General features: G+C 51.0%; 19 protein-coding genes and 2 pseudogenes. 8 read left to right on the forward strand and 13 right to left on the reverse strand.

What is annotated here, in order from left to right:
* Window positions 1–2: 2 nt before the first annotated feature.
* The 5 genes from K9G39_RS07625 to K9G39_RS07645 form a co-directional block, all read right to left on the reverse strand.
* On the reverse strand, window positions 3–1,043 hold the full coding sequence (locus K9G39_RS07625) for a glycosyltransferase family 2 protein (protein ID WP_292004328.1): 1,041 nt from the start codon (window positions 1,041–1,043) through the stop codon (window positions 3–5).
* A gap of 97 nt (window positions 1,044–1,140) precedes the next feature.
* Complete coding sequence (locus tag K9G39_RS07630; RefSeq protein ID WP_292004329.1) at window positions 1,141–2,376, reverse strand: glycosyltransferase family 4 protein; 1,236 nt, start codon at window positions 2,374–2,376, stop codon at window positions 1,141–1,143.
* A gap of 155 nt (window positions 2,377–2,531) precedes the next feature.
* On the reverse strand, window positions 2,532–3,569 hold the full coding sequence (gene gmd, locus K9G39_RS07635) for a GDP-mannose 4,6-dehydratase (RefSeq protein WP_292004330.1): 1,038 nt from the start codon (window positions 3,567–3,569) through the stop codon (window positions 2,532–2,534).
* Between the two features lie 84 nt (window positions 3,570–3,653).
* Window positions 3,654–4,841, reverse strand: coding sequence for an MraY family glycosyltransferase (locus K9G39_RS07640; protein WP_292004331.1), 1,188 nt, complete (start codon window positions 4,839–4,841; stop codon window positions 3,654–3,656).
* A 301-nt stretch (window positions 4,842–5,142) separates the two neighbouring features.
* A complete protein-coding gene (locus K9G39_RS07645; RefSeq protein ID WP_292004332.1) occupies window positions 5,143–6,132 on the reverse strand; it encodes a GNVR domain-containing protein in 990 nt (329 codons plus the stop codon).
* On the opposite strand from K9G39_RS07645, the gene K9G39_RS07650 reads away from it, so the two are divergent.
* On the forward strand, window positions 6,118–6,339 hold the full coding sequence (locus tag K9G39_RS07650) for a hypothetical protein (protein ID WP_292004333.1): 222 nt from the start codon (window positions 6,118–6,120) through the stop codon (window positions 6,337–6,339). The genes K9G39_RS07645 and K9G39_RS07650 overlap by 15 nt on opposite strands.
* A gap of 24 nt (window positions 6,340–6,363) precedes the next feature.
* On the opposite strand, the pseudogene K9G39_RS11180 reads toward K9G39_RS07650, so the two are convergent.
* The 7 genes and pseudogenes from K9G39_RS11180 to K9G39_RS11185 form a co-directional block, all read right to left on the reverse strand.
* Window positions 6,364–6,567: pseudogene (locus K9G39_RS11180) on the reverse strand (Wzz/FepE/Etk N-terminal domain-containing protein); the annotation flags it as partial.
* 63 nt (window positions 6,568–6,630) lie between these two features.
* A complete protein-coding gene (locus tag K9G39_RS07655) occupies window positions 6,631–7,200 on the reverse strand; it encodes an SLBB domain-containing protein (protein WP_292004334.1) in 570 nt (189 codons plus the stop codon).
* A 617-nt stretch (window positions 7,201–7,817) separates the two neighbouring features.
* On the reverse strand, window positions 7,818–8,435 hold the full coding sequence (locus K9G39_RS07660) for a MarC family protein (protein ID WP_292004366.1): 618 nt from the start codon (window positions 8,433–8,435) through the stop codon (window positions 7,818–7,820).
* A gap of 137 nt (window positions 8,436–8,572) precedes the next feature.
* A complete protein-coding gene (locus K9G39_RS07665) occupies window positions 8,573–8,914 on the reverse strand; it encodes a hypothetical protein (RefSeq protein ID WP_292004335.1) in 342 nt (113 codons plus the stop codon).
* A gap of 409 nt (window positions 8,915–9,323) precedes the next feature.
* A complete protein-coding gene (locus K9G39_RS07670; RefSeq protein ID WP_292004336.1) occupies window positions 9,324–10,124 on the reverse strand; it encodes an RNA methyltransferase in 801 nt (266 codons plus the stop codon).
* A complete protein-coding gene (locus K9G39_RS07675) occupies window positions 10,121–10,894 on the reverse strand; it encodes a hypothetical protein (protein ID WP_292004337.1) in 774 nt (257 codons plus the stop codon). The genes K9G39_RS07670 and K9G39_RS07675 overlap by 4 nt, the downstream gene beginning before the upstream one ends.
* Window positions 10,895–10,980: 86 nt before the next feature.
* Window positions 10,981–11,591 (reverse strand): annotated as a pseudogene (locus tag K9G39_RS11185) (four helix bundle suffix domain-containing protein).
* 141 nt (window positions 11,592–11,732) lie between these two features.
* Between K9G39_RS11185 and K9G39_RS07690 the strand changes: the two are divergent.
* The 7 genes from K9G39_RS07690 (at window position 11,733) to K9G39_RS07720 (ending at window position 18,457) form a co-directional block, all read left to right on the forward strand.
* The gene (locus K9G39_RS07690; RefSeq protein WP_292004340.1) at window positions 11,733–12,965 is read left to right on the forward strand and encodes a peptidase U32 family protein; all 1,233 of its coding nucleotides are present in this window, start codon (window positions 11,733–11,735) and stop codon (window positions 12,963–12,965) included.
* Between the two features lie 260 nt (window positions 12,966–13,225).
* Complete coding sequence (locus K9G39_RS07695) at window positions 13,226–14,305, forward strand: 4Fe-4S dicluster domain-containing protein (RefSeq protein WP_292004341.1); 1,080 nt, start codon at window positions 13,226–13,228, stop codon at window positions 14,303–14,305.
* 53 nt (window positions 14,306–14,358) lie between these two features.
* Window positions 14,359–15,183, forward strand: a complete 825-nt coding sequence (locus K9G39_RS07700) for an FAD/NAD(P)-binding protein (RefSeq protein WP_292004367.1) — start codon at window positions 14,359–14,361, stop codon at window positions 15,181–15,183.
* A 12-nt stretch (window positions 15,184–15,195) separates the two neighbouring features.
* Complete coding sequence (locus K9G39_RS07705; RefSeq protein ID WP_292004342.1) at window positions 15,196–15,960, forward strand: NADH:ubiquinone oxidoreductase; 765 nt, start codon at window positions 15,196–15,198, stop codon at window positions 15,958–15,960.
* Window positions 15,950–17,224 (forward strand): Ni/Fe hydrogenase subunit alpha, encoded by a 1,275-nt coding sequence (locus K9G39_RS07710; protein WP_292004368.1) that lies wholly within the window; start codon window positions 15,950–15,952, stop codon window positions 17,222–17,224. Before K9G39_RS07705 ends, K9G39_RS07710 begins: the two co-directional genes overlap by 11 nt.
* A 149-nt stretch (window positions 17,225–17,373) precedes the next feature.
* Window positions 17,374–17,940, forward strand: coding sequence for a DUF1778 domain-containing protein (locus tag K9G39_RS07715; protein WP_292004343.1), 567 nt, complete (start codon window positions 17,374–17,376; stop codon window positions 17,938–17,940).
* Window positions 17,941–17,956: 16 nt separating this feature from the next.
* Window positions 17,957–18,457, forward strand: coding sequence for a GNAT family N-acetyltransferase (locus K9G39_RS07720; protein WP_292004344.1), 501 nt, complete (start codon window positions 17,957–17,959; stop codon window positions 18,455–18,457).
* 235 nt (window positions 18,458–18,692) lie between these two features.
* Here K9G39_RS07720 and K9G39_RS11190 read toward each other — a convergent pair whose 3' ends face one another.
* Window positions 18,693–19,115 carry a four helix bundle suffix domain-containing protein gene (locus K9G39_RS11190; protein ID WP_363319371.1) on the reverse strand — a complete coding sequence of 141 codons (423 nt, stop codon included), beginning with the start codon at window positions 19,113–19,115 and terminating at the stop codon, window positions 18,693–18,695.
* Window positions 19,116–19,627: the final 512 nt, after the last annotated feature.

Genomic DNA, 19,627 nt, shown 5'->3' on the forward strand with positions numbered 1-19,627 from the left:
TTTCACATATTGAATTTCCGAATCAAAAACCGAAAATTACTTGTTCGTATCTGATTCAGAAGAAAGCAAAACATATTACCAATAGTAATATTTAGTCTGTAGATACTCAGCACAAAATAATACACAGGCCATCCCTTAAGATACTTTTGTACTTTTTCTGCCCTAAAAACACCACCTTTAATCAGATCGTCAATATCATGAACATATTGTTTATAAAATCCCTTGCCTCCCTGCAGTAAACACCCTGCAATCAAAATAAGTCCTTGCGATTTGAACCCGCACATGATCTCCTCATCAGTATAAAATCCTTCTTTTTCGAATAAACGATCAAGAAAAAGATAACAGCTAAAGGAATCCTGCAGTTTTGCAAGCGTCATGGTCCTTGTTGTCGAACTGGTATTTACTCGATACCCATGTACATTATTTTTACATCTTGTTATTTTTTTTGCATGCCAGACAAACTGATAGTGCAACAGCATATCCATCCCAACAAGCACGGGAAGATAGGTAATATCATACTCTCTTAATAGTTCTGCATTGTATAACTTTCCGTGATATAAAAAATCCATATACCAGACAGATTTCTCAAGGTAATCGTTTCTGGACATGGATGAAAAATCAGGCAAACCTATTTCTCCGCAGACAGCACCATCCATTGAGATGCGAAGTATATTTCCGACAACAATATCAGAATCGCTCCTTTTCGCATGATCCATCAGCTCCCGAAGAGCCCCGGGAAACAGAATATCATCACCATCGATAATGGTAAAATACTCTCCAGTCATCTCTTTCAGACCCAACTCCAGGCCTTCGCCGACAGAACTCACCGCTTTTCTGTTGTAGACCACCTTGATCCGCATATCCTGTTTTGCATAATCAAGTACGATCTTTTCGGTTAAATCCGAAGAAACCCCATTTATAACCGCAACGAGCTCAAAATCCTCATAATCCTGAGATAATATTGATTCAAAACAGTCTTTCAGGTACTTATCGGCATTATACAAAGTTGAAACTACAGATATTTTTGGCAAATCCTCGCTCATAAGCTTCACACCGTAGAGTTAATCAGCAGAAATTCACAACCATCCAGCCTGCGTCCTGTGTCTAATCGAAAAAAACACATACCTAACAGAGAATCCTTCAGGCTTCAAGAATGGATTCGTAGAGCCTCATGTACCGTCTTGACACAACATCCAAATCATACTCCCTGACAGCTTTTTGCCTGGCTTTTCGACACAAGTCATCATAGCCTGCATTATCACACAAAACCCATTTGATCCCTCTTGCCAAATCCTCAACGTCAAAAGGCTCTGCCAAATAGCCTGTTACTTTGTGATCAATCATATCTGGAAGCCCGCAAGCATTGAATGCAATCACAGGAGTCCCGCAAGCCAGAGCCTCTACTACCGTATTCGGAAGATTATCAATCCTTGAAGGAACAACAAGCACGTCCGCTGCACTGTAAAGAAGACATAAAGTCAAATCATCATACAGATGGCCAGTATATCTCACCTTGAATCCGGTATCAGAGGATTTTTCAGGGGCATGCTGACCAAAGACAATTAATTCCAGGCCTTTGATTTCACCAGCAAGCAGTTCAAGGGCTTTCAGTATTTTATCATAACCTTTAATTGGATTCTTACTGCCGCCATTTGCCCCGAAAAGTAAAAAAGGAATATCCTGCGGAAAATTAAAAATTTTACGTGCTAAAGCTTTTTCAACAGGTCTCCATAAAGTCGTATCAATCGGATTTGGAATGACACTCACTGGCCATCCTGCCATCAGCTTGCTCTCCTGCACACATTTCCCCAACCATTTACTTGGGGTCACTATATGGATAGGCTCCTTCCATGCCTTCTGTTTTCTGGACCATGCCCAGCGATTCAGATCGAATCCTGATTCATTCGAAGGTCTGTTATGATGATAATAGCCCTCTCTCCAGCGAAAATCCTCAGTATAATGCTCGGCACCACAGAACGCCCACATATCGTGCAGCGTCCAAAGCAGCGGTTTTTTTATTTTGGCGATATCTTCAATGGACATCATTTCATAGATCCAATGCATATGCACAACATCGCATTCAGAATTGTTGAGCAAACCCGGCCAGTCCGAAACAACATATGACGCAGAGTAGGGGGTATCGGATGAAGAGTGGAAAAAACAGTTGGGCAACCCCGCAAAGAGCGTCCTTGCCTTATTGAAAAGCCTTGCCGGAGTGGATCTGTCGGGCACACAAACACTCCAGTCATCGGTGTTCGACTGATTGACATACATCCGTGATTCGAAACCGCTACTCATCAATGAACGGTGGATACGGTATGCCGCCCGCGCTCCCCCGGTATAGTGGTCTGTATGATTAAGTTGGCAGATTTTCATAGTGTACCGGTTATCAAACATTCAAACCCAAATCATTTTTCCCCGCGTCGGTACTTCTGAGATTGCCCGGTTTCATAAGTACCTTCACTGGAATACTCTGACAAGGCCTGGACGATGAAAGCCGCTTTTCCCCTTTACAAGATTACCCCCCCCTTTTAAAAGCCACGTTTCTTTACCTTCTCCCAATCAGCCCTGGCCATAAGCCCCACAAGCTCATCAAACTTGATTTCAGGCTCCCACCCGAGTTTTTCCTTGGCTTTTGCAGGATTACCGATAAGCAGATCCACTTCTGTAGGACGATAATACTCGGGATCGATTGCAACCAGCACCTTGCCTGTTCTGCGATCAACCCCTTTTTCGTCAGCACCAGAGCCCTGCCAGTCGATATCGATATCGAGCTCCCTGAAAGCGTGATCGGCGAATTCCCTCACCGTATGGGTTTCTCCGGTAGCCAGCACATAATCGTCGGGCTCCGGCAGCTGCAGCATGCGCCACATGCCTTCGACAAATTCAGGAGCATAGCCCCAGTCGCGTTTGGCATTCAGATTGCCGAGCATGAGTTGCTCCTGCAGGCCAGCCTTGATCCTTGCGGCTGCACGGGTGATCTTGCGCGTAACGAAGGTTTCTCCCCTCCTTGGGGACTCATGGTTGAACAGGATTCCATTACAGGCATAGAGGCCGTATGCCTCACGGTAATTCACCATAATCCAGTAACCATAAAGTTTGGCAACACCGTAAGGAGAACGGGGATAAAAAGGAGTTTTCTCGGTTTGGGGCACCTCCTGTACCTTGCCGAACAATTCGCTGGTCGATGCCTGGTAAAAGCGTGTGCTGATACGAGTCTCCCTTATGGCATCAAGAAAACGCAAGGTACCAAGCGCATCAACCTGGGCAGTATAGTCGGGCATATCAAACGACACCTTGACGTGGCTCTGCGCAGCAAGGTTGTAAATTTCATCCGGATGAATCTTCTCGAGAAGACGGTTCAGATTGCTTGCATCAGTAAGATCGCCATGGTGAAAAAAAAAACGGTCGGCAGCCTGAGCATCATTGATAATATGATCTATCCTGCCGGTGTTGAAGCTGCTGCTCCGGCGCACGATACCGTGCACTTCGTAGTTTTTCGCCAGCAAAAGCTCGGCAAGGTATGAACCGTCCTGTCCGGTAATACCGGTAATAAGAGCTCTCTTCATGGTTTGGAATTATGGGGTATTATGCTATACACAAGAAAAATATTTCTGTTTACCTATAAGTGTTGACGAAAAACCCTCAGCTATTCAAGCATCGCCTCTTTTCAGGTAACCAATTTTTCGGATTGAGTCGATAACAGAAAAAAGCCCCATCCTTGATGATGATGAGACAAAGTAATAGATGAACCAGCAGAGGAATATGCCGAACAGCATGTAATCCGGAACACGCATAATTGTGCCGATTATTGCCAACGAAGAAAATAATACCGAAAGAGACATGATGATGATCACAACACCGGCGTGCCCAAATCCCATGTCCCTCAGAATGTGATGAAAATGGGTTTTATCCGGTTCGAACGGGCTTTTTCCTCGCATCATGCGTTTTACCATAACGGCCAGCGTATCCGTAACAGGGATGGAGAGCACCAGCAGAGAGGCTACCGGAGATACGATACTGCCCGGTTTCTGGGTAAGTTCGATAGCAAAGAAGGCAAGCACGAAGCCGATCGTCATACTCCCGGCGTCGCCCATAAACAGCTTGGAGGGGTACCAGTTGAAACGGAGAAAGGCTGCAATTGCCCCAACAAAGGCAAGACTGAGCAGCATAAAAGCGCTCATATCATTCAGCCAGGCCAGCACCGCAAATGCAGTAAATGAAGCCAATGATGTGGTTCCGGCAAGCCCGTCAAGTCCATCGATCATATTGATTGCGTTGATGACACCAAGGATGCAGAAAATAGTGACCGGAAACATGACCAATCCCGTTTCAATCGGCCCTAAACCTACAAGATTACCGAAACTGTTCAGACGCATACCGGGAAAATAGTATATCGTGATTATCGATGCGGTAATCTGCACAACAAAGCGCCATTTGAAGCTGATATCAAAACGATCGTCAAGAACCCCCACACCGAGAATGAGCAGAATAGATATCATAAAGCTCATGTATTTCACAACCGGAAAGAACAGAAGCATTGCCACAAGCACTCCGGCAATAATACCCAGTCCGCCAACCAGCGGTTTGGCGACATCATGGACCTTCCTGTTATTGTCCGGGATATCCAGCAATTTGAGCTTGGAGGCAGACGCGGCAAGACCGAGAATGGAAAGATGGGCAACGAAAAGAGCGACTGCGTAAATGCGCACATGCTCCATGGATCTAGTCAGAAAACTCACCCAGTATTGCTCATCAGTCGAGCCGAAGGCAAACTGGCCTACTGCAGACAATCCCGCAAGAAAAACACCCAGAAGTAATATAAGAAGATAATGCAACATGGGGAATACTCTTTACGGGTTGTGGATCCTGACTTATATGAGCGGCAAAAATCATACCAAAAAAAACAAAATCCAGAAAACCTAATGCTGGCAATATGCTCGCCACAAAGTAATTACCTGCGTGCTTTTCCATAATTCATCCATACTGAGACACGGTATCAATATGATACAATATAATGCCTCATTTCAAGACAACCAAATAAGATGCTCTATCCGAATCGACTAAAAAAAAGCAATGACCGCTTGCGCGGCCATTGCCCAATGAGTGATGAAATGCAAACACCATACCGAATAACTCTTCCTACTTCATCATGTCTTTTCCAAGAACAATTGCAATTCCCAGAGCAAGACCAGCGCCAAGGCCAATCAGCAAGTTCTGAAAAAAGTTAGGATATTCTGTACCTTCAGGAACTAATGCCGGCTTGAGAATGATAACACGACCAGCATTCGAGGCTACTTTTATTCTTGCCTCGTCAAGTTTTTCTTTCAGGAATGCGTAGGTCTTGTTTGCAACCTGAAGATCAAGCTGCAGCTTGGCATAGGTTATCTGCTTGTCAGGCAATTGGTTAAGTTTGGCCTGATAGTAGTTCTTCAGCTTCAGGTACTCACCAGCACTATTGTCAAGTTCGGCCAGCTTGACATTCATCTGCATTTTTGACGCTACAAGATCAAAGCGGTACTTCTGAGCATCACTTGAATTGGCCAGTTCCCCGGCAATTTTCTTTCGCGTAATCTGATCATACTGGGCTTTTGCATAATTGAGTTGGCTGAAAGCAGCTTTCACACCCTCATCCTGCATGCCTTTCTCGAGTGCAAGCGCAATGTATGCGTTTTCCTGTGTCCTGATATTTTCACGCATCGAACGCAGCTGGACAGTTATATTCTGCGATACATTCCGCGAGAAAACACGCTCCTCATCTGAAAGGCGCTGATCGATGTACGCAAGCTGTTTCCTCAGAATATCATACTGCACCCGGTTGGCGTTGTATTGGGCTTCCGCGTCGGTATAGGAGCCCTGCAGATCGCCCACGTTTCCGCTCGCATCATACACCTGTCGATTTTTCATAAAATCGGTCATCGCATTTTCGATATCGGAAACTTTCTTTTGCTGCTGTTCAATCTGCTCTTCTATAGTTCGGCTTACCGACAGGTCCTGAGCAGCATTCCACTCCCCGTCCTTCAGGCGATATGCCTCGCAGGCAGTATTTGCCAATAAGGCGGCCTCTTCAGGATATGAACTGGAAGCCGATACTTCGATCAGGTTGGTATTCCGTATATGCTCCGCTTTCACACGTCCCTGAAAAGATTGCGCATACTTCCTGATATTGCTGTCGATATCGGATCGGGATACGACGACATCAGGCTGAGCGTTTTTCTGTCCCTGTTGACGGGTACCGAACAGCTCAAGATTCTTGTACTTGCCGCTGTCGAGAAGCATGGCAACCGCAGCCTCGGCAAGAGGATACGACTTGAAAAGTTCGACATCCGTTTCAAGTGATATTGGTTCTCCGGCCCTTGCTCGGTCTAAAAAATGCTCCTTTTCCGGAGACTTTACCATAATGGTAGCTCCCGCCCTGTAGACCGGAGTTGCAAGATAGTACTGCGCAAGAGCGATAGAGACAACCAGCAACAGAGATACGAGAATGATAAATTTACCCTGCCAGATCTTCAGAAGCAGTTCTCGCGTATTATGTTGTGGCGTTGCTGTATTGTTCAAGTCTACCATGAGCAGTTCTCCTATTAATGTATAAGCCTCAAACAGAAAAAAAGAGGTTGTTAAATATGACTATCAATCCGAAAGTAAAGCGTAAATACTTGCACTAAGACTAATTACGCCCAATAAACCAAGCAAGTTGAGTGAATTACTCTTAGGTACGACAACTGTATCATTCGGCTGCATTGCAAGAAGCATTGAACGGTCGCCCTCTTTAGCATATTTGTCCAGGTTGACCTGATAGGTCGTCTTGCCATTCTCGTCAGGCATTGCACGATTGATGCGAATTTTTTTCAGGTTTGCATCTTCTCTCGGGCCACCTGCAAGTGAAATAAGCAATGCAATATCCGCACCCTCGGGTACAATTACCTGTCCGGGACGGTTTACATTGCCCCAGACATTCACGTTCATGAGAATATTTCCATAACTGTCGGTAAAATAACCACCGGTCTGGTAAGCGGAAATCGATGCTGCTGCATCCCTGCCACTAACGGCTGCAGGTGCAGCAGTGCCTGGAGTAGACCCTATTGGAGAACCTGCCGAGTCAAAGGGAGATGCCGCAAATGCCTGAATGGTCATCACTGGCATTAACAGAACCTGAATGATGAGAATACTCGATACGATACGTTTCAGTACTATTTTCATAAATCCACCCCTCTTTTTTTACAATAAACAAGTTATGTATTGAACAGCTAATTATGCCAGTACCTCTATCTGATAACTTCCATTTACCATCTGTAGATGAAAAAGCAGGAGTATCTGAAAAAAACGCTTCACACAGCAAATATCCATCAATTATCATGCCAAAACACAGACACTTACATGATGCGCCATAACATCCAGCAGCAATAACGTGTGATCCTGAGTTATGAAGACTAAAATAAAAAAACCACAAATCTATCGTCTCATAAAACAAACCTTTGCCTCAAAATGGTACGCCGTAAATTCAATGTAAGCAAGTATACGCAAGGCGACTCAGTATACCAAACTAAATGTAATCACGCATTCTGTTTTATTGCCCTAAAAACATGTGAATATGGTGTGAAAAATCAAGAAGTCAGATCAAATACTGCCATTTTACTTATAAGAACAGAATATTTCACTTTAGCTATTCAGAAAAAGCGGCACATAGCTACCTGCGAATGGGGCCATTTTCGTCACAGACACAACACTGAAAAACCGGAATGAAACACAGCGCAAAACACGCTTCGTTCGAAATGGATTCATATCGGATGGCACACAGCAGTATAATAAACAAAAATTTATACAGGAAAAAACAGGCGGCTTTCGCGTAGACCGTCAATCATGAACTGGACGGCAAGCGAGCAAAGCACAATGCCGACGGTACGGCTTACGACATGCAGGCCGGTAACCCCGAGCAACTTCCGAATCCCGGCAGCCATCATCAGAAAAAACAGGGTAAGCAGCAAGACAACAAGCAGCGCTGCCAAAACAGCCGACTGCTGCAACAGATCTCCACCGGTATCGGCCATCAATAAAACCGCGGCACTCATGGAGGCCGGACCTGCAATCAGTGGCATCGCAAGAGGAAACACAGACAGGTCGCTTTTCTGCAGGGCTTCAAGCGTCTCCTCCTCGGACGAACGTGAACCTCCGACCTGGTTGCCGAACACCATACTGATTGCGAACAGCAGCAGCAGAATGCCCCCTGCAATACGCAATGCCGCAAGCAAGATTCCGAGATAATCGAGAAGCGAGGTTCCAAAAAAAGCGAAGAAAAGCAGAATACCTGCACCAGGCAGTGTCCCTTTCATTGCGGTTGTTCTTCTCTCAACCGCGGAATTATAGGGAGTAAGCGCCGCAAAGAGGGCCGCAAGGTCAAGCGGCCCGATGGTTGCAAAAAACGTTGCAAATGCTATAGCGGCCGAGCATACTGTTCACCACTTCAATATCCATAACTCCGCCCTGACTGGCTGACGTGACAGCCTGATAGTCAGATGGCCGGAACTTCCTCCCCTGTCTCCCGACTACTGCCTACTGGCTTCTGCCTACTGATTCAATACCTCCAGTGACCTTCTATCCATCTTCCCCTCGGACCATAATGACCTGGAACCCATACTCCTCCTTTCCGGGAGGGCGGAATACGGTACCAGCGCTCCTTCTGCCATTTACCGTAACGGTCATAATGACCGGGAATCCACTCCCTGTCGGTACGTGACGGACCGGTATATTTCCAGTGGCCGTAAATCACAACGCCGTCATAGGTACGGTACTCGGGTACCCATACATAGTTCGATCGCGCTCCCGGAGGCCCGTAAGTCGCTACACAGGATGCGAGAGGAAGGGAAAGAGCACCGCAGAGCAGCACCGTCTGTACCGCTTTCAACCGTTTTTTCATAGCACACCTCCTTATTCATGGTTCATAGCATCATAACACCGGAAAACAAAAAAAAATCCCCAAAAAAAGAAAGAAAGTCTGAACGATCCGGACGCGAATTTCACCGAACCTGAACGAACGACATATCGATACAGCCGCGACAAACACAACAAGCCGTTTTATAATATGGCTACCCTCTGTTCCAACCGAATGCAATCCCTGCAGAGCCGGGAAAATACCAACGTCAGCTCCTCTCTTTAAAATCGCCAAGGAAATGACTTATTAACAAAAAGCCGTACCCCAAACAGAAAAGGCTGTCTCAGCTTTTCTTCCGAGACAGCCTCCGTATACCGGCCAAAGCCGGATGCAACCCGGCGAAACGCAAAATCCCGCATTGCAGAAAGCCGCCATGCTCAAGGCAAACCGCCCCCTACAGCAACACCAGGCGCTCCATCAGTATGGCCGCTGAAACAGAAGCGTTGAGCGATTCGACACGGGGAGTCTCCCCGGCATGAGGTATTTTCACGAGCCTGTGCGAAAGGGCTTGCACCGCAGGGCTGACGCCGTTGGCTTCGTTGCCGATAACCAGCACCTGCTTTTCCGGCCAGGAAGTGAACTCCCGGAAATCGCGTCCGTCCAGCGAAGATGCGACAATAGAGAAACCCTCATCGGCAAGCCTCCGCAATTCCGTCTCAAGAGAGGCAACTCCGTAATGCGAAAGAGCGAAGATGCTTCCCGCCGAAGAGCGCACCGCCTTCGGGTTGTAGCGGTCGGCCGTGCCTGTGCTGCAGATAAGTGCATGGGCACCGAACCAGGCTGCGGTTCTCAGAATAGTGCCCACGTTGCCGGGGTCCTGCACATCATCGAGCGCAACAAGAAAGGAGTTGCCTTCGGCACCGAAGGAATCAAATCCTGCCGCCGGTTGCTGGCGGAACACACCTATTATTCCCGACGGCGTTGCTGTCCCGGAAAGACGGGCACACTCTTTGCGGGTAAGCGTAAAAACCTTTCCGGGAAAACTGCGACCGAAAGCGGCAGCCTCCGGCTCTCCTTCCCTGAAAAGCAGGGCCTGCAGCATATCCCCTTCAGGAACACTGCCGCACAGCTCCCTGACCGTTCGAAGCCCTTCGGCGAGAAAAAGCCCTTCGCCATCCCGATGCTTCTTCTGCTGCAGCTTGCAGTAAAGCTTGAACTTGGCCCCGCCGAGGGGCTGCACGTCCGGCTGCTTCACGGACGGGCTCCGGGCTTTTTAAGCTTCGCAAGAATGGCTTTCGGATCGTGGGACCAGTCGGTCGGGGGAGCACTGCTGCCCTGAGACAATCCGGCGATATCGAGGTCAACGGAAAATCCGTCATCTCCGTCATCGTCTGAACGCTCCCTTGAAGTCATACAGCGATTGATGTAATCGTCGAAACTGCCTCGATCGAGCGCGAAAGCCTTGATGGTATCGTCGAGCGAACGACTCACGCTCTCGCGGATTTCCTCCTTTTCCCCGCATGCCATCAGACGGATCTTCTCCAGCACCTCCACCCGGCTCACGCCGCTGATACCGGCTTTTCCGGCAAGATCCTGAAACGCCTTCTCATCGAACCGTTCGATTGCCTCATGCAGCTTTTCAAGCCCTCCGAACAGGTCGGCATGCGCCCTGATGGCCTGTTCGAGCGGCATCCCGGAAGAAGATGGATTCGATTTTCCTGCCTGCGGTTTGGCCTGCCTGCCTTGCAGGAATTCCTCATCCACATCGTAACCTGCAAGAAGATCCTTCATACCCTCTTCCTGAAACGCCCGTGCCCTGCGCATGGAAACCGATTCAATGGCCGAGCCGTCACTCCCACGCATCATGCCTCCGGCAAAGAGCATGCCGCAGAGCGCGACATACACGAAAAACGCGAGCAGCATCAAGCCCGTATCAATGCCGCCGAAAGCTGCAACGGCAAGCTCTGCGGCAAGCAAGGCTGCCGAAAGAGCGAATAGAAGTTTCCCTGTCAGGCGTTCGTCCATAGACCGTTTTCCTTGTTTTCGGTTCTCCGTAATGCAAACAATGTACATGATATGCAGGAAAATAACACAACCTCACCGGAAAGGGGCTACCGGTTCCCGCGATGCGAGGAACGCACGCGGTAAAGCCGCCCGGTAAACCCGCCCCCGGTTTCGAACGATCGCGCAAGCGACTGAATCTGCCGATCAAGTAACGTGCAGGCCACTGCAACGAGCGTAAGTGCCGCGTTGGCAGAAATTTCCGTAAGAGTGGACGAGGTAGACTTTGTAGACTGCGTGGACGATTCTTGTCCACCTTGATCAGAATTAAACTCCTCCTTCACCCACAGTGCTATTTCATCAGCAGTCGAACAGCGCCGATCGACGAGGCGCTGCCTTCGGGAATCGCTGCGATGCCAGAGAGGCAGGCTCCGCTGCCGGAGAAAATCCTCGTAATCAAGCCTTAACTCGTCGAGGCTGGCCGGGCCACACTGGTCAGTTTCAGTTCCGTTTTCTTCGACGTACCCGAAGCCGAGCTGCCCTCCGCAATATTCTGCACCCCGGAACGCGCAGCCTGCACCATCTGGTAGTGCGTGCGGCTTTTCCTGTCGATGAAACGGTCGCAAAAACGAACGGTCACATCGTAAACAAGCTGCGCCACCTGAAAACCCTTCAGATTCCGGTAGCCGCCATGTTTAGGAATCAGGGGTTCAGAGCTCATCAGCAGAAAAAATTTTTTTGACCTGGTGGACGAAGAGAAATAGTCTTGTCCACCAGGTCCACAACGTCCACTTCTTACTCCTCAAAAGTTACAATAACCCCGATCATTTTGCTATTATCCCCTAAAATTCAAAGCCACAGCATGCAGAACAACGCCATAGAACTCATCTCCCCTGCAGGAGACTGGACCTGCCTTCGCACTGCCCTGCAGGCCGGCGCAGATGCCGTCTACTTCGGCGCCGAAGGGTACAACATGCGCGCATCGAGCAGAAGTTTCATCCCCGGGGACTTCCCTGAGGTCGCGGCTGCCTGCCGCGAACATGAAGCGAAGGCGTACCTGGCGCTGAACACGCTTGTATACGATGATGAACTCGAAGCGGTGCGAAAGACCGTAGCCGCAGCTAAAACAGCCGGAATCGATGCGGTGATCTGCTGGGACATGGCGGTGATCGAGGCCTGCCGAACAGAGGCAATGCCCTTCCACCTCTCCACCCAGGCTTCAATCAGCAACTACGCTGCCGTAAAGCACTACGCAGCTCTCGGGGCCGGAATGATCGTCCTCGCGCGCGAGCTCAGGCTCGAACAGTTAAAAGCCATTACCGATGCCATAAAAAGGGATAAGCTGCCGGTAAAGATCGAGTGTTTCGTGCATGGCGCCATGTGCGTTGCCGTGTCGGGACGGTGCTTCATGTCACAGGATCTCTTCGGCAAGTCGGCCAACCGTGGAGAGTGCCTGCAGCCTTGCCGTCGCAAGTACCGCGTTACCGATACGGACGAGAAGTTCGAACTCGACCTCGGCGAGGATTACGTGATGAGCCCGAAAGATCTCTGTGCCATAGAATTCATCGACGAACTTGCCGAAGCCGGCATAACCGGGTTCAAGATAGAAGGCCGCAACCGCAGCCCGGAGTATGTGCAACTCGCTACGGCGTCCTACCGCAGGGCCATCGATGCCTTTCTTGCGGAAGAAAACACGACCGAAGGCAGGCTCAGGTTCAGGAAAACAGCGAAAACGCTTAAGGCGGATCTCGCGAAGGCCTACAACCGGGGATTCTCCGAAGGATTCTATTTCGGGCAGCCGTTCGATGCCTGGGCGAAACGGTACGGCTCTCTCGGCACCGAAAAGAAAACCTATATCGGCATCGTTCAGAAATACTACCCGAAAGCAGGAGTAGCGGAAATCCTGATCCATGCGCGAGGTTTAACCGCCGGCGAAACCCTCTCGATCCAGGGAACGGAAACCGGACTGGTGCGTTTCGATGACGCGCGGTTCTACTGTAACGAAGCGCCTGCCGAACGGGCAGGAAAAGGCGATCTCGTCACCCTGAAATGCGAGCGCGTCCGCAAGGGCGACAAGGTGTATGTTATTGAATAGATGTGAGCGGTAAGCAATGGGCAGGAAGTAGGTAGCTCCGCAGGAGCGGCATGTCGGTAGCTCGGGGTGCAACCCCGGGATAGGGCTTCACCCCACACAATGGGTTTTTCGTCCCTTTCGTCCTTTATGTCCTTTTTCCGAAAACCGCAAGTACACCTTGCTTTGCCGGACTGCTTTTCCTTAACTTGCTGTAAAACCTCCTGAAAGCGAAACGCCACAAGCATTGTTCAGGCAAACGGTAACCAGAGGAGCCGGGAACCATGATCTACAAAGTCATTGCCAAGCCGGAGTTCAGGAAGTTCATCGACGCACTCGTCAGAGAGAATACCTCCTTCGGGCCTCGCCAGGTGGACACGGCAGCCAATGGAAACCCCATATACCAGTTCATGCCGGTCTCTTCGGTCGAGGAAATCGAGTTCGATTACACGGCCACAGCCTCGTCTGCCAAACATTTTTTTCTGCCCTTCCGCGAAGAGCTTTCACGGTTCTCGTTCAACGACAGCGACTTTAAACAGCATATCGCCTACGAAGCCGAACCGGTAGTGCTGATCGGCCTGAGAGCGTGCGACATCAGTGCACTGAACATCCTCGACGACGTGCTGCTCAACGGCCACTACCCCTCGCCCTACTATCTGGCAAAACGCAAGAACACCTTCGTGATCGGCATGGACCATCTGCCGCTTCCAGACTGTTTCTGCAAATCGCTTGCCCACCATACGGTTTCAACCGGCTTCAACCTCTTCTGCTCCGACATAGGCGAGAAATACTACCTTTCGATCAACTCATCGAAAGCGTTCACCTATCTCAAGGAGTTTCAGACCGAAGAGCCTTCCTACGAAGACAACTGCCTCCTGACCGAGCGCCGCAAGCTTATCAGCCGCAGCTTTCAGACCGAGGTTGACGTCACCAGCCTGCCGAGCATTCTCGACATCGAGTTCGACTCGCCTGTCTGGGAGAAATGGGGAGCGAAATGCCTGAACTGCGGCACCTGCGCCATGGTCTGCCCCTCCTGCTACTGTTATTCGGTGGAAGAGCGCTTCGACATCGATCTGAAAGGAGCGTCGAGAAACAGGAAACTCTACTCCTGCAATCTGGTCGATTTCGCAGTGGTAGCCGGAGGACACAACTTCCGCCCGAAAAACGGCGACCGCCTGAAATACCGCTACTACCACCAGCACCGGGGTTTTGCCGAAAACGCGAATCAGCAGATCTGCGTCGGCTGCAACCGGTGCGGCAGGGCATGCCTTGCCGGCATCAACCCGAAAGATGTGATCAACGACCTCAGAATGGAGAAAGAATCATGCATGATATGCGTTTCGCAATCCCCCGCCAGGACCTGAATCGCGAAGCGTTCGCATCGTCGATACCCGAGTTCAACAGACGATCGGACCTCATGAAAACCGATATGGGGTACAAGTGCCGCATAACCAACGTCGTTAACCTGACCGATCAGGAAAAACTGTTTCAGCTCCGAATCGTCGAACCGCAGGAACGCCGCATTTTCCGGTTCAAACCCGGCCAGTTCATCATGCTCGAACTGCCCGGATACGGCGACGTGCCGATCTCCATATCGAGCGCCAGCAGCAACCACGAGTTTCTGGAGCTCTGCATCCGCAAGGCCGGACATGTAACCTCGGCGCTCTTCAGAACCGACCCCGGCATGCATGTTGCAATCCGCGGCCCCTTCGGATCCTCGTTTCCCATGGATGAGATGGCTGGCCACCATGTGCTGCTCGTCGCCGGCGGCCTCGGCATCGCGCCGCTTCGCGCTCCGCTCTTCTGGATCAACGAGCATCGCGACCGGTTCCGGGATGTCCACCTGCTCTATGGCGCCAAAGAACCCTCGCAGCTCCTTTTTTCCTACCAGTTCGACGAGTGGCAAACCATCAGCCATATCCGGCTGCACACCATCGTCGAGCATGCGGATGCCGAATGGAAAGGAAGTACCGGCATGATAACCGAACTCTTCCGGGATATCAGCATCGACGCGAAGAACACCTATGCAATCGTATGTGGCCCTCCGGTCATGTTCAAGTTCGTCTGCAGCTATCTCGACCGGCTCGGCATACCCATGAACCGGATGTTCGTTTCTCTCGAACGGAGGATGCACTGCGGGATGGGCAAGTGCTGCCGCTGCATGGTGGGTTCGACCTTTACCTGCATCGACGGACCGGTATTCGACTACTGGTCGGTCATGAACCTCAAAGAGGCCATTTGATCCCGTTGCCGTATGAAAAACCCTGTCTACACATTCGAAAAACTGAAATTCGCCTCGTTCGAATTCACCTGCTGCGAAGGGTGCCAGCTGCAGCTTGCCAACCGGGAAGCGTCGCTCGATGCATTTTTCAGCCTGCTCGACGTCAGAACGTTCAGGGAGATCTCTTCGGAAAAACATGACGACTACGATATCGCGTTCGTGGAGGGCAGCATCAGCCGAAGCGACGAGATCGAGCGGCTGCAGGTCATACGGAAACAGGCGAAAATACTTGTGGCGTTCGGAACCTGCGCCTGCTTCGGCGGGGTCAACAGCCTGAAAAACCGCTTTTCCACTGAAGAGTGCATTGCGGAGGTATACGACGGCCAACCGATTGAAACCCTGCCGATACGCAAAATAAGCGACATCGTCCAGGTGGATCTCTCCATCCCCGGATGCCCTGTAGCGAAGGAGGAGGTAGAGCGGATCGTCGTAAGCCTGGCGACGGGGTCGCTCGTCACCCTGCCGAAGTATCCGGTCTGCGTGGAGTGCAAGGAGCAGCTCAACACCTGCATGTTCGACCTCGGTGAAATCTGCCTCGGTTCGATCACGAGAGCAGGCTGCAATGCCGTCTGCACCTCCGGCAAGACCCCCTGCCTCGGATGCCGCGGTCATGCCGACGACATCAATTTTCCCGCCTTCATGGAACTGGTGAAAGAGCGAGGACTCAGCGTAAGCGACCTTCAGGAAAAACTCGGATTCTACAATGCATTCGAAGCTTACCGCGACGATGAAACTTGACTGTTCGATCGACATACGACATCTGACCAGAGTCGAAGGCCACGGAAACATCCATATCCGTGTGGAAAACGGCATGCTTATGGAGGCCCGCTGGGATGTAGTGGAAACGCCGAGATTTTTCGAGGTCATGGTGAAAGGCATGAGCGCCGAGCGTGTGCCGTTCCTCACCTCGCGCATCTGCGGCATCTGCTCGATCAGCCACGCACTTGCAAGCATCCGCTCTCTCGAACGCGCCATGCAGGTGACACCGCCTCCCGCAGCCGAAACCGTAAGGCTGCTGGCCATGCACGGCGAAACCCTGCAAAGCCACGCCCTGCACCTCTTCTTTCTTGCCGCGCCCGATTTCGCGGGTATGCCGAGCGTCTTGCCGCTCATGCAGTCGCATCCGGAGCTCGTGAAAGCAGGCCTCGGACTCAAGGAGCTCGGCAACGAAATCAGCGCCGTCACGGCGGGCCGATGCACCCATCCGGTCAGCCTCGTTGTTGGTGGGCTCAGCAAGGCGCCAGACAAAATCAGGCTGCAGCAGTTGCTCGGCATGATTGGCGAACGGAAAGCCGCGCTCGACATCGCCTGCGACTTCTTCGGCACTCTCGACATTCCCCGATTCGAACGTGAAACCGAATTCATTTCGCTCCATAACGGCGCTACCTACCCATTCATCGGTGGAGATCTCCGCTCCACCGACGAAGTCCTGCGGGATGAAAACGACTACCTCCTGATGACCAACGAGTACCTTGCGGAGTCCTCCACGTCCAAATTCACCCGCTGCAGCCGGGAATCGTCAGCAGCAGGCGCGCTCGCCCGCTTCAACAACAACAGCGAATTCCTGCACCCCGAAGCGAAAAAAGCAGCGGAAAGTCTGGCTCTCAGGCCGGTCTCGCACAACCCCTTCACGTGCAACATCGCGCAGCTCGTTGAATGTGTGCACATCCTCAACGACGCTGAAGCGATCATCGGGAAATTGCTCGACATGGATCTGCGGGAGATACGCACGCCGTTCACCCCGAAAGCGGGCAGGGCGACAGGAGCCGTTGAAGCGCCCCGAGGCATTCTCTACCACCATATGGAAACCGATGAGGAAGGCAAGGTAGTGAAAGCCGACTGCATCATTCCCACCACGCAGAACAACGCCAACATCCACTACGATCTCGGCGCCCTTGCCCGGCAGGCGCTCGAAGAGGGAAAAAACGACCGGGAGATCGAAAAGCTCGCAACCATGCTGGTGCGCTCTTACGACCCCTGCATCTCATGCTCGGTGCATTAGTGGGTTTTGTCAGAACCCGAAGCGCTTCAGCATCATGCCGGTCAGTTCGGCAAGTTTCTTTCTGGCCCCAGGATCTCCGGCGACCGGTGAGTGGCGTGCAGGCCGGAGGTTCTCGAAATACTCGCCGCGCCATCTGCCTTGATCCTTGCATGCTCATCACACTTTTTAGAGGTTCTCCAAAAAACTATACTATTTATCTGCACCTCCTGAATATTTCATCAGAACGATTGGCTTATGTATTACGATTCGTATATTCCGGTAAATTGCCGTACAAAACAAGAGCCATCATGAAAACGAACGTAAAAGAACAAGGTAAAACCGCCACTCCAAAATCATCCGATACCGGAACAAGGCAGTCAAAGAGCATGAGTGGGGCAGCAAAAACAAACAAGAGTGTCGGCACTCTCAAGTCTGCTGCCCGGAAAGATGCAAAGCAAAGCAGTGAGAGCAAAGCCCGTCTTGAAGCGAGAATCTCCAGGGCAACCCATACCCGGATAAAACTTGCTTCTGACATTCAGGGAAGAACAGTAACCGATTTTGTCGTACATGCCGCTCTCGAAGCTGCCACAAAGACAATAGAAGAGAATTTTGTTGTTCAGTTGTCAATGGAGGGACAAGAGGCTTTTGCCGAAGCCCTGCTGAATCCACCGGAACCAAATGACGCTCTTCGACGTGCTTTCGAAAGGCATTCGGCACTTACAGGAAAGAACGACTGACCGGTCATCACTGCATATGAATGTCCCCCGATTCTCGATCATCCCCTTCAACCGCGAACATCAGAAATCCGGATTCTGCAGCGGTTCAAGCCTGCTTGACCGATATTTTTCCGAACGAGTCGGTCAGGATGTGAGAAGGAATCTCACGAAGTGCTTTGTGGCGATCGATAACCGTCACGAGAGAATTGCAGGTTACTACACACTTTCAGCAGCCCAGATCCCGTTGCTGCAACTGCCTGAAAAACTGGCCGACAAGATGCCCCATTATCATGCAGTACCGGCATCGAGACTGGGACGACTCGCCATCGATAAAAGCTATCAGGGAGAGGGACTTGGGAGCACGCTCATTGCAGACGCACTGATGCGCTCATCAAGTTCTTCGATGGCTGTTTATGCCTTGCTGGTCGATGCAAAAGACGAGAGTGCAGCGACGTTTTACCTGCACCATGGATTCATTCCCTGTGTCGGTGCACCTCATACATTGTTTCTGCCAATAGGCACAGTCAGGAGCCTCTAACAGATCAGCAACAGCATCCCTCAACTTACGCGCCGAACCTCCTCCATCCGAAACATTGTCACCGACAAAAAGCCCTTTCCCGCCAGGCAGAACAATCAGACCTTCACGGAGCTTGCCGCCATATATCTCCCGATCACATCTACCTTCGATAACGTACCTGCGGGAATGGTGTAACCACGGGGTCAGGAATACAGGGCATAATCGCTGTTTGAAGCGGCGCAGCATTCAGTACCTGCTATTGGTATGGTACTGAAAAAGCGAGAGATGTGTGGCAAGGAACGGTGACAGCGTGCCCCTCGTTTTTGCCGGTCCTGGCCGTTCGCAACACCATGGGTTTACCGCATTGCGGACACGAGGGAATGGCCCCGGCCGGCGTCGGATACCGGGAGGTCTCGTTGCGCTTGCGTTCCCGCTCGGCGAGACGGGCTGCAGCAAGTTGCTCGCTGTACCCGCCCTCTTCAACAAACGCCGCCTCAAGTGAGGCAATCTGCCGGTCAAGCAGGTAGTTTGCCTGATGGATCAGGCAGATGACCGCATTGGCCCGAACCTCGGCACTCTCATGCTCCAGCCAGAAAGCATACAGCTCCCAGCGCTCCTGATCGGTCAGCTCAGTCAGATCCGATTGAGCTGACTGAGCTGACCGATCTCTTCTGAACAGCTGCGGAACTTCGCGAACAGCACTCGCTTCAGCGCTCGACGATGCTCACTGCCTCAGATGCCGATGGCGCAGGTAGTCTTCATAGTCAAGCAGAAGCTCTTCGAGGCTCGATCGCGCAACATTGACCACGCAGTTCAGTCTGCGAAGAGGTCGCCGCAGCGCGACTGCCTTCCGCGATGTTCTGCCGACCTGAACGTGCGGCCTGAATCATCTGGTCGAGCGTCCGCGATCTCGGATCGATGAATTTATCGCAAAACCAGTACGTGGCATCGTAAATCAGAGTAGCCGTCTGAAAACTGGCAGCTTTACGATAGCCGCCGCTTGGTCTCAGCTTCTTCATGGTGTTCTGTGAAAAATCGTTCCTTTTCGCATACCATGTTTAACGGTACAGGGGGGCGCAAAGAACGTCAGGTGTTGAACGATTATACCTTGTAAAGGTACAGGTTTCTCATCAGATTTTGAACCGGCGCTGCATCTCAACGGACAAGCGGATCTCCGGTAAACGATCAGTA

It is taken from the genome of Chlorobium sp. (assembly GCF_021740465.1).
GTDB lineage: Bacteria > Bacteroidota > Chlorobiia > Chlorobiales > Chlorobiaceae > Chlorobium.

Coding starts and splice junctions, on each gene's coding strand:
- K9G39_RS07625 (WP_292004328.1), bottom strand. CDS start 1,043: ATGAGCGAGGATTTGCCAAAAATATCTGTAGTTTCAACTTTGTATAAT.
- K9G39_RS07630 (WP_292004329.1), bottom strand. CDS start 2,376: ATGAAAATCTGCCAACTTAATCATACAGACCACTATACCGGGGGAGCG.
- gmd (WP_292004330.1), bottom strand. CDS start 3,569: ATGAAGAGAGCTCTTATTACCGGTATTACCGGACAGGACGGTTCATAC.
- K9G39_RS07640 (WP_292004331.1), bottom strand. CDS start 4,841: ATGTTGCATTATCTTCTTATATTACTTCTGGGTGTTTTTCTTGCGGGA.
- K9G39_RS07650 (WP_292004333.1), top strand. CDS start 6,118: ATGCTCCGCTTTCACACGTCCCTGAAAAGATTGCGCATACTTCCTGAT.
- K9G39_RS07655 (WP_292004334.1), bottom strand. CDS start 7,200: ATGAAAATAGTACTGAAACGTATCGTATCGAGTATTCTCATCATTCAG.
- K9G39_RS07665 (WP_292004335.1), bottom strand. CDS start 8,914: ATGAAAAAACGGTTGAAAGCGGTACAGACGGTGCTGCTCTGCGGTGCT.
- K9G39_RS07675 (WP_292004337.1), bottom strand. CDS start 10,894: ATGGACGAACGCCTGACAGGGAAACTTCTATTCGCTCTTTCGGCAGCC.
- K9G39_RS07690 (WP_292004340.1), top strand. CDS start 11,733: ATGCAGAACAACGCCATAGAACTCATCTCCCCTGCAGGAGACTGGACC.
- K9G39_RS07695 (WP_292004341.1), top strand. CDS start 13,226: ATGATCTACAAAGTCATTGCCAAGCCGGAGTTCAGGAAGTTCATCGAC.
- K9G39_RS07700 (WP_292004367.1), top strand. CDS start 14,359: ATGAAAACCGATATGGGGTACAAGTGCCGCATAACCAACGTCGTTAAC.
- K9G39_RS07705 (WP_292004342.1), top strand. CDS start 15,196: ATGAAAAACCCTGTCTACACATTCGAAAAACTGAAATTCGCCTCGTTC.
- K9G39_RS07710 (WP_292004368.1), top strand. CDS start 15,950: ATGAAACTTGACTGTTCGATCGACATACGACATCTGACCAGAGTCGAA.
- K9G39_RS07715 (WP_292004343.1), top strand. CDS start 17,374: ATGCTCATCACACTTTTTAGAGGTTCTCCAAAAAACTATACTATTTAT.
- K9G39_RS07720 (WP_292004344.1), top strand. CDS start 17,957: ATGAATGTCCCCCGATTCTCGATCATCCCCTTCAACCGCGAACATCAG.